Annotated in this window: 9 protein-coding genes; 8 read left to right on the top strand and 1 reads right to left on the bottom strand. The window is 57.1% G+C overall.

Annotated elements, in window-relative coordinates:
- The first annotated feature begins 298 nt into the window (after positions 1-298).
- The 8 genes from HYZ49_03860 to HYZ49_03825 all read left to right on the top strand — a co-directional run bounded on the left by HYZ49_03860 (position 299) and on the right by HYZ49_03825 (position 6787).
- Positions 299-634: a hypothetical protein gene (locus HYZ49_03860; protein ID MBI3241410.1), complete on the top strand. Its 336-nt coding sequence runs from the start codon at positions 299-301 to the stop codon at positions 632-634.
- Between the two features lie 164 nt (positions 635-798).
- Positions 799-1377 carry a hypothetical protein gene (locus HYZ49_03855; GenBank protein ID MBI3241409.1) on the top strand — a complete coding sequence of 193 codons (579 nt, stop codon included), beginning with the start codon at positions 799-801 and terminating at the stop codon, positions 1375-1377.
- A 218-nt stretch (positions 1378-1595) separates the two neighbouring features.
- A complete protein-coding gene (locus HYZ49_03850; GenBank protein MBI3241408.1) occupies positions 1596-1862 on the top strand; it encodes a hypothetical protein in 267 nt (88 codons plus the stop codon).
- 24 nt (positions 1863-1886) lie between these two features.
- A complete protein-coding gene (locus tag HYZ49_03845) occupies positions 1887-2666 on the top strand; it encodes a hypothetical protein (GenBank protein ID MBI3241407.1) in 780 nt (259 codons plus the stop codon).
- An 88-nt stretch (positions 2667-2754) separates the two neighbouring features.
- The gene (polX, locus tag HYZ49_03840) at positions 2755-4617 is read left to right on the top strand and encodes a DNA polymerase/3'-5' exonuclease PolX (GenBank protein MBI3241406.1); all 1863 of its coding nucleotides are present in this window, start codon (positions 2755-2757) and stop codon (positions 4615-4617) included.
- Between the two features lie 9 nt (positions 4618-4626).
- Positions 4627-5865, top strand: a complete 1239-nt coding sequence (locus HYZ49_03835) for a SpoIIE family protein phosphatase (GenBank protein ID MBI3241405.1) — start codon at positions 4627-4629, stop codon at positions 5863-5865.
- Entirely contained in the window at positions 5858-6391 is a 534-nt protein-coding gene (locus HYZ49_03830; protein MBI3241404.1) for a hypothetical protein, read from the top strand. Before HYZ49_03835 ends, HYZ49_03830 begins: the two co-directional genes overlap by 8 nt.
- 54 nt (positions 6392-6445) lie before the next feature.
- The gene (locus tag HYZ49_03825) at positions 6446-6787 is read left to right on the top strand and encodes a DUF971 domain-containing protein (protein ID MBI3241403.1); all 342 of its coding nucleotides are present in this window, start codon (positions 6446-6448) and stop codon (positions 6785-6787) included.
- A gap of 63 nt (positions 6788-6850) precedes the next feature.
- Here the strand turns inward: HYZ49_03825 and rsfS are convergent, their stop codons facing one another.
- On the bottom strand, positions 6851-7219 hold the full coding sequence (gene rsfS, locus HYZ49_03820; protein ID MBI3241402.1) for a ribosome silencing factor: 369 nt from the start codon (positions 7217-7219) through the stop codon (positions 6851-6853).
- Positions 7220-7448: the final 229 nt, after the last annotated feature.

The raw sequence follows: 7448 nt of genomic DNA, 5'->3' as shown, positions 1-7448 counted from the left end.
CCGGGTCAGGTGTAGTGGCCGCGGCCTTGCCATTGTTGTTGGCAGTGTCTGATTGGATGTGAGACATGGTTCAGTTTCTTTCTCCGCCCTCTACAGTAATTTATCACGAAAGTTGTCTCACTCATTGTGACACAGAGGGTTCTATTATCCTGAACTTCCTGGGATTCCTGCGCTAATAGCTACATCAGTTATCGGGGTCTTTGTCTTCTATTTAATTAGGCCGCGCGATCCCAAAACAAGCAAGATACTTTTCGCTACAAGTAACATCTGCTTCCTTCCTTACGATGAACTTCAACTATTGTTTTCCCGTAAATACGAAGAGCAAACCGATGCCGAAAACCGTATTGCTTTGGGCAACATACTTGCCCTATTCTTGGATTGCAAATACTTGCTAGAAATAGTTGAGCCTGACTTTGTAATTGAAATTCTGGGTCATAAGATACGCGATAAACATGCCCTGAGATTTGCTATAGCCCAGGCTAATATAATTGGCGCTATGAGAAATCTAAATACTCTTCTCTCAATTATTGAAAAAGGCGACAAGGATAAGGAAAGAAGCCGTCTCAAGTTAGACGAAGTCATTTCGAGTATAGAAGTGGCAGCGCATATTCTTGACGAACTTGCGAATCCATAAGTTGGCACAATAAATCGCCCCGCGATGGTGGAAACATCCGAGGGCATGGCCTGGCCAATACAGGCGGCCTGGGCGCTGAGAGTGTACGGTGTGGTGTAACACTCTTCGGACCGCTTGCGCCAAGAAACGCAGGCGGCTTTTTTGTTAGGAGTGTGAGTTGAGTAATGAATGAGCAACCTTCCGTTGAGGATTACGACAGCATAATCGGCCTCTTCCTTGCTGACCATCCTGAGATGTGCACTTTTGAGCGGCAACAATTAGGACGAGCAGTAGTCTATGTGATAAGTATTGAAGACCATGAAGCAGGGCGAATCACAGTTGAGCCGCCGACAAAGCGGATGCCCGGTATTAGTATCGGGCACAATATGACTGCAAAGATGCGGGGGGTGTATCGAGAACTCGCTAAACACGGAATAGCGGCGAGAGTGCCAGAACCCGAAGCGGAGTTGAATCGGCGTTTTCTAAACATTTGCGGACGAATACAAAGCGAGATTGATTACAAGCTGAGAAAGGCAACAAGGCAATCGGCGGAGAACAACTCAGCTAAGGGTGAACAAGGCAATACCCTTGACCCATTTGCTGAGACCGAGATTGAACATCGGCGCGGCATTGTAGCAAAGGCTCTTCAAAAGAAAAAAGCTGATCCGCGTTTGACTTGGAAGCAAATATCCCAAGACTCAGAGATAGACACGCCAGTTAGGACTTTGACCGGATGGCGTAAAGACCCTAGATACAAGCCATAGTGAATCAATCGGCAAAAAACGGCAGACATCAGCAATAAGCGGCGGGATTAGTCACTCCGTCGCTTTTTTTTGCTATCTTGTAGGCTATGGCACGAGTAACGGTAACCCTGAAGGCAGACGAACACGATGCACTGCGAACACTGGCAGAGCGTGAATATAGAGACCCGCGAGCGCAGGTAGCCCTGATCATTCGGCGCGAGTTGGAGCGGCTGGGCCTCTTGACCACTAACCCGCAAGCTGATAAAGAACCGGCAAAGGCGAAAGTAGAGCTCAAGGTCGAGTTGAAAGAACTACAAATGCAGGTCGAGAAAAAAGGCGACATATCAGGCGAACACTTCATCGCCCACTGCCTGCGCTACATTGGCCGCTTGGCCCCGGACATCCTCGACGTCGTCATCGCAACGCTTGGCAGTCCTGTAGGCGGCCTGATGCTTGTGATCAAGAAATTGGCGGAGAAGGCGAAGGAACTGGCGGGCAAATCATGATCAACATCCAGCTATAATATTCGAGTGAAACTTCGGTTTTTGCTCTTGGCTTTGCTCCTCACCGCCTGCGCCTCCGCTTCACCCGAACCGACTCGCGAGCCGCAAATTGTGTTCATCACGCCCACGCCGTCGCCGGAAGTGATTGGCACGGCTACGGAAGAGGTTCTGCCCTTTCGCGACATCCTCACACCAACGGAAACTGCTTCCCCGGTCCCGCCGACGGCGACTCTTGCCCCTGCCACGCCGACTCTCCTTGCTGTTCCCGCCACCGCCCCGCCCCGGCCTCCGGCGGCGATCCAGCCGTCAAGCAACGTGATTCAGGTACAGCCAGCGCTTCCCCTACCAACAGCGGTTTCACCGACTGCTACTGCCCCTGTGACCATCGTCGCTCAACCGGCCTCAGATGTTGCCAGCGCCGAGCAGGCTGTCATTGACCTCACCAACGCTCAGCGCGCACTTTATGGCCTGCCGCCGTTATCACGTGACGAGACGATCATGAGCATTGCCCGCTCGCGTTCGACGGACATGGTGGCCCGCGACTATTTCGGCCACAACGATCCGGCGACGGGCATACACCTGGCGAGTGAGGCTATCACGGCTTCGGGCTTTGGCCGGGCTGGTGAGAACATTTACTGGAGCGGGCGCGGCTCGCTGACCGACTTTCCAGGCCAGGCCGTGGGTTGGTTCATGGGCGACCCGCCGCACCGCGCCAACATTCTGAATTCTGGTTATACTTCCATCGGCGTCGGCATCACCTGGAACGGCCTGGGCTGGGTGCTGACGCAGGATTTTGGCGGGCCGTAAAAGAGGGAACCGCGAAGGCGCGAAGGACGCAAAGAGAAGATATTAAGATTTCCTTCGCGCTCTTGGCGTCTTTGCGGTGAAAAAGACGATGACCAACAAAGAACTTGCCGACATTTTCTCTTCCATCGCCGACCTGCTCGAAATCAAAGGCGAGATCATCTACAAGATTCTGGCCTACCGCCGGGCGGCGGAGACGCTGACCGAGTTTGGGCGGAGCGTGAGCGACGTGTGGCGCGAGGGCGGCGTCAAGGGCCTGCGCGAGATTCCAGGCGTGGGCCAGGCTATTGCCGAAAAGATTGACGAACTGCTCTCCACCGGCCAGCTCGAATTTTTTGAGAAGCTCAAGAAGGAAATACCGGCCTCGCTCATTGACGTGCTCAAAGTGCCGGGCCTCGGCCCCAAAAAGGTCGCCATGTTCTGGAAGCAACTCGACATCACCACCGTTGAGGCGCTGAAGGCGGCGGCCGGGGCGGGCAAGTTGCGCGGCATGCCCGGCATGGGCGAAAAATCGGAGACGAAAATTCTAGAGGGCATCGAGGCCCTCTCGCGCCGCACTGGCCGCACGCCGCTCGGCCAGGCCCTGCCCATCGCCCGCGACATTCTGGCGATGTTGCGAAGCATCAAGGGCGTGGTCGCCGCCGAAACCGCCGGCAGTCTGCGGCGCATGAAGACCACCGTCGGCGACCTTGACCTGCTGGTGGCCTCGGCTGACCCGGAGCCGGTGATGAAGGCCTTCGTCTCGCAAAAAGAAGTGGCCCGCATCGTCGGGCAAGGCTCCACCAAATCGTCGGTCGAATTTCAAAACGGCATGAGGGCGCAGTTGTGGGTGCACCGCCCCGAAAAATTTGGCACAGCTTTGCAATACGCCACCGGCTCGAAGGATCACAACGTCCGCCTGCGCGAGATCGCGCTCGACAAAGGCCTCTCGCTCTCCGAACATGCCCTCACTAAGAAGAACGGCAAAGAGATTTTGTGCGCCACCGAGGCCGAAGTCTACGCCGCCCTCGGCCTGCCCTACATCCCGCCTGAACTGCGCGAAGATCGCGGTGAGGTGCAGGCCGCTCTCAAAAACAAGTTGCCTGATTTGATCGAAACGAGAGACCTGAAGGCCGACCTGCACTCACACTCGACCTGGAGCGATGGCCGGGCTTCGATCAAGCAAATGGCCGAGTCGGCCCGCGACCGTGGTCTTAGTGCCTTAGCCGTCACTGACCACTCCCAAAGTTTGGGCGTCACTGGCGGCCTGACCCCGGAACGCCTGCGCGAACAGCGGCGCGAGATTGACAAGTTGCAGCGCGAGCTTGGCGATTCAATTTTGATTCTTCAAGGCGCTGAAGTTGAAATCCGCGCCGATGGCACACTCGATTATTCAGACGAGGTGCTGGCCTCGCTCGACATCGTCGTGGCCTCGCTTCACACCAGCCTGCGCCAGCCGCGTGAGCAAGTCACCCAACGCCTGCTCAACGCCATCCGCAACCCTGAGGTAGACATCATCGGCCACCCGACAGGCCGCCTCATTCCCGACCGCGAAGGCGCCGACCTGGACATGGACGCGGTGCTGGCCGCCGCCGTTGAAACGGGTGTGGCGCTGGAGATCAACGCTCATCCTATGCGGCTGGATTTAGACGATGTATACTCTCGGCGGGCGATTGAAATGGGGATCCCGCTCGCCATCAACACCGACGCCCATCATCCAAATGATTTTGCTTTAGCCGAGTTTGGCGTGGCAACGGCCCGGCGCGGCTGGGTGACGGCGGCAAACGTGATCAACACCTGGTCAACAGCCAAATTGACGAAGTGGCTGGCGGGCCGGGGACAGATGATTGAAGGGAAGGCCGCCCTGACAGTGACGGCCACCACGAAGTCCAAAGCCAGGGCGGAGACGCCGGCAAAGAAAAAGGTTGTAGCCAAGAAGAACGCGAAGCGTATCGCAAAGAAAAAGTCCAAATAGAATTCGCTTATGAGTGACGCTGTACAAATAATCCGCCAGGCCTTTGAGGGCCTTGACGAAGACGAAGTGACGGCGCTGGCCCAGGCCGCCGAACGATGCACCTATCCTCCCGGCACGGTGTTGTGCCGGGAGGGCAACATCGAGCACGTGTTTTACATTATTCTCGATGGGTCGGTGGCCATCACCCGCCAGCTTGGAGACGGTGGAACGCGCCAACTCTCCGTGCGCGGGCCGGGCCATTTCTTTGGCGAGATGGCTCTGATCGATCAAAAGCCGCGCACGGCGTCAGTTTCCACCATTGACGACACGACTGTGCTGGAGATTTCCGAAGACACCCTCAACAACCTGCTCAAGAAAAACCCATCGGTGGCCTTGTCGGTGATGCGGGTGATTACGACGAATTTCCGCGTCTCCAGCGAAGCCTCCATCGCCGACCTCACCCACAAAAACATCGAACTGACCAAAGCCTACGCCGACCTCAAAGCGGCCCAAGCCGAGATCGTCGCCAAAGAGAAACTGGAACACGAGCTTGAGATCGCCGCCGAACTGCAACAAAGTTTACTGCCCACCGTTTTCCCCAACGTGAAAGGCTGGACGTTTGCCGGGCGCAATGTGCCGGCGCGGACGATTGGCGGCGACTTGTACGACGTGATTCAGGTGGACGACGAGCACGTGGGCTTGCTCATGGCCGACGTTTCCGACAAGTCCATTCACGCGGCGCTGTTTATGGCCGTCACCCGCAGTTTGTTCCTGCCCGAGTCGCGCCGCAGTCTCTCGCCGCAAGTGGTGGCGCAAGGCGTGCACCGCTGGCTCCTCGAAGTGTCGGCCAATTCCAGCATGTTTGTCACCGCTTTTTACGGCGTGCTCACCCCGGCCACCGGGCGCTTGCGCTACGTGCGCGCCGGGCAGGACAGACCGCTCTTGCTGAGGAAAGGCAAAGAAGGCTACACCGAAGTTGACGCTGAAGGCCGCTTTCTCGGATTGCTGGAAGGGCTGACGCTCGAAGAGTGCGAGATCACTCTTGCTCCTGGCGACACGCTGGTGATGTACAGCGACGGCGTGCCCGACGCCGTCCAAGATGACAACGAACCTTATGGGTTGGAGCGGCTGATCGCCTTGCTCGACAAGAATCGCGACGGCTCGGCCCAGCAAATTTGCGATGCGATCTTTAACGACGTGTTTGCCTTTCGCGGAAATGCGCCGGCCTTCGACGACATCACCGTGCTGATCGCGAGGGCGGATGTCTGAGGAAACCCAACCCAGTTATTCCCGGCGAAACCGGATCGGGCAGGCGGCGGTTCCATTGTGGGCCTTGGGGTTCCTGGCGGCCTTGTTCGCCGTCACCTGTCTCTCCCTCTGGGCCGTCATTTTGGTCTCGCGCCCCACTCTGCCGCGTGTCACCGCCGTGCCAGAGTTCATCATCGTTAGCAACACCTCAACCCCGTTCCCCGGTTCCGGCCAGGCTTCACCCACCGAGTTGCCCACTCTCGAGCCGCCCACCCCCACCGTTCCGCCCAACGTCAACCCCGGCGTGATCAACCTGGGCAGTTTCGTGCAAGTCGTCCGCACCGATGGCGACCCGCTCAAACTGCGGCAAGCGCCCTCGCTCAGCGGCGAGGTCAACTACCTGGCCCTGCCCAGCGAAGTGCTCAAAGTGGCCAACGGCCCCACCATCGCCGACGGCTTCACCTGGTGGTTCCTGGTTGACCCCGCCGACGAAAACCGCAACGGCTGGGCGGTGGAGAATTATCTTGAGGCGACGACGGGGCCGTGAAATAGAGGATTGGAGAATTCTCCAATCCTCCAATCCTCTGATCTCTAATTCTGAATGCCCAAACCCACCGCCATCCAAATCAGCAAGTCCCGCCGCGTCCTGGTCATTCCCTGGGATGACGGGCACAGGAGCGAGTATCCGTTCGACGGCCTGCGCGCCGCCTGCCCGTGCGCCTCTTGCCGGGGCGGGCACGAGAACATGGGCGCGCCGCCCGACCCCAACGTCTTCAGCCTGACGCCGATGCAAACGTACGAGCTTCTCGGCGCCGACCTGGTGGGTAGCTACGCCCTGCAATTGTTGTGGCACGACGGCCACAAGTATGGCATTTACAGTTGGGAGTATTTGCGGGGGTTGTGTCCGTGTGAGGAGTGCCGCCTCAAACAGACGCCAAAATGAAAATCGAAGCGCCCTTCTTCGTCGCCGGCGCCAGCGGCTCTCTCGTCTTTACTACCTTGTTTGCTACTGCACTCGCAACAAAATCTTTCCCTCTTTCCACAACTCTTCCAGGTTATAGTGTTTGCGTTGCGCCGCAGAGAAGAGGTGGACGATCACCCCGCCCAGGTCAATCAGCACCCAGCCGCTCTCAGCCTGCTCGTCAAGCCGCCGCAGAATCACTTTGCGCTTGATCCGGTTTTCGGCGGCGTCGTTCACCCCGTCGGCCAGCGCCCTCAGTTGGCGGTCACTGGCGCCGGTGGCGATCACAAAATAGTCGGCAAAGATGGACTGGCCGGAAATATCCAGCAATACAATGTTCTCGCCCTTCTTGTCTTCGATGGCTTCCACCAGCGAACGGGCAAAAGTTAAGCTATCCAGAGTCGTTCCTCCCAAAAAGATTCAGGAAAAGATTCAGGAAAAGAAGGAAAAAAGAAAATGAGGGAAAGAAGGGTTTCCTTCGTTTCCCGTTTCTTCGAGCCGTTATACCTCACGCGGGCATAAACTGCGCTTTTTCAAATCGCTGAAAGCGCAGAGTCAGTAACGAATCTAAAGCGGCTTTATGCGTCGTCGGCATTTCTCGGAGACACGTTTCAATCGCTGTCTTGAAGGCGGCGAAGTCAGT

Source organism: Chloroflexota bacterium, assembly GCA_016197225.1.
GTDB lineage: Bacteria > Chloroflexota > Anaerolineae > Anaerolineales > VGOW01 > VGOW01.
This window is presented reverse-complemented; position numbering and strand designations above follow the sequence as displayed.

What these genes read in the sequence shown, in the direction of transcription:
- polX (MBI3241406.1), top strand. Translation starts at nt 2,755, where the DNA reads ATGACCAACAAAGAACTTGCCGACATTTTCTCTTCCATCGCCGACCTG.
- HYZ49_03825 (MBI3241403.1), top strand. Translation starts at nt 6,446, where the DNA reads ATGCCCAAACCCACCGCCATCCAAATCAGCAAGTCCCGCCGCGTCCTG.
- HYZ49_03835 (MBI3241405.1), top strand. Translation starts at nt 4,627, where the DNA reads ATGAGTGACGCTGTACAAATAATCCGCCAGGCCTTTGAGGGCCTTGAC.
- HYZ49_03830 (MBI3241404.1), top strand. Translation starts at nt 5,858, where the DNA reads ATGTCTGAGGAAACCCAACCCAGTTATTCCCGGCGAAACCGGATCGGG.
- HYZ49_03855 (MBI3241409.1), top strand. Translation starts at nt 799, where the DNA reads ATGAATGAGCAACCTTCCGTTGAGGATTACGACAGCATAATCGGCCTC.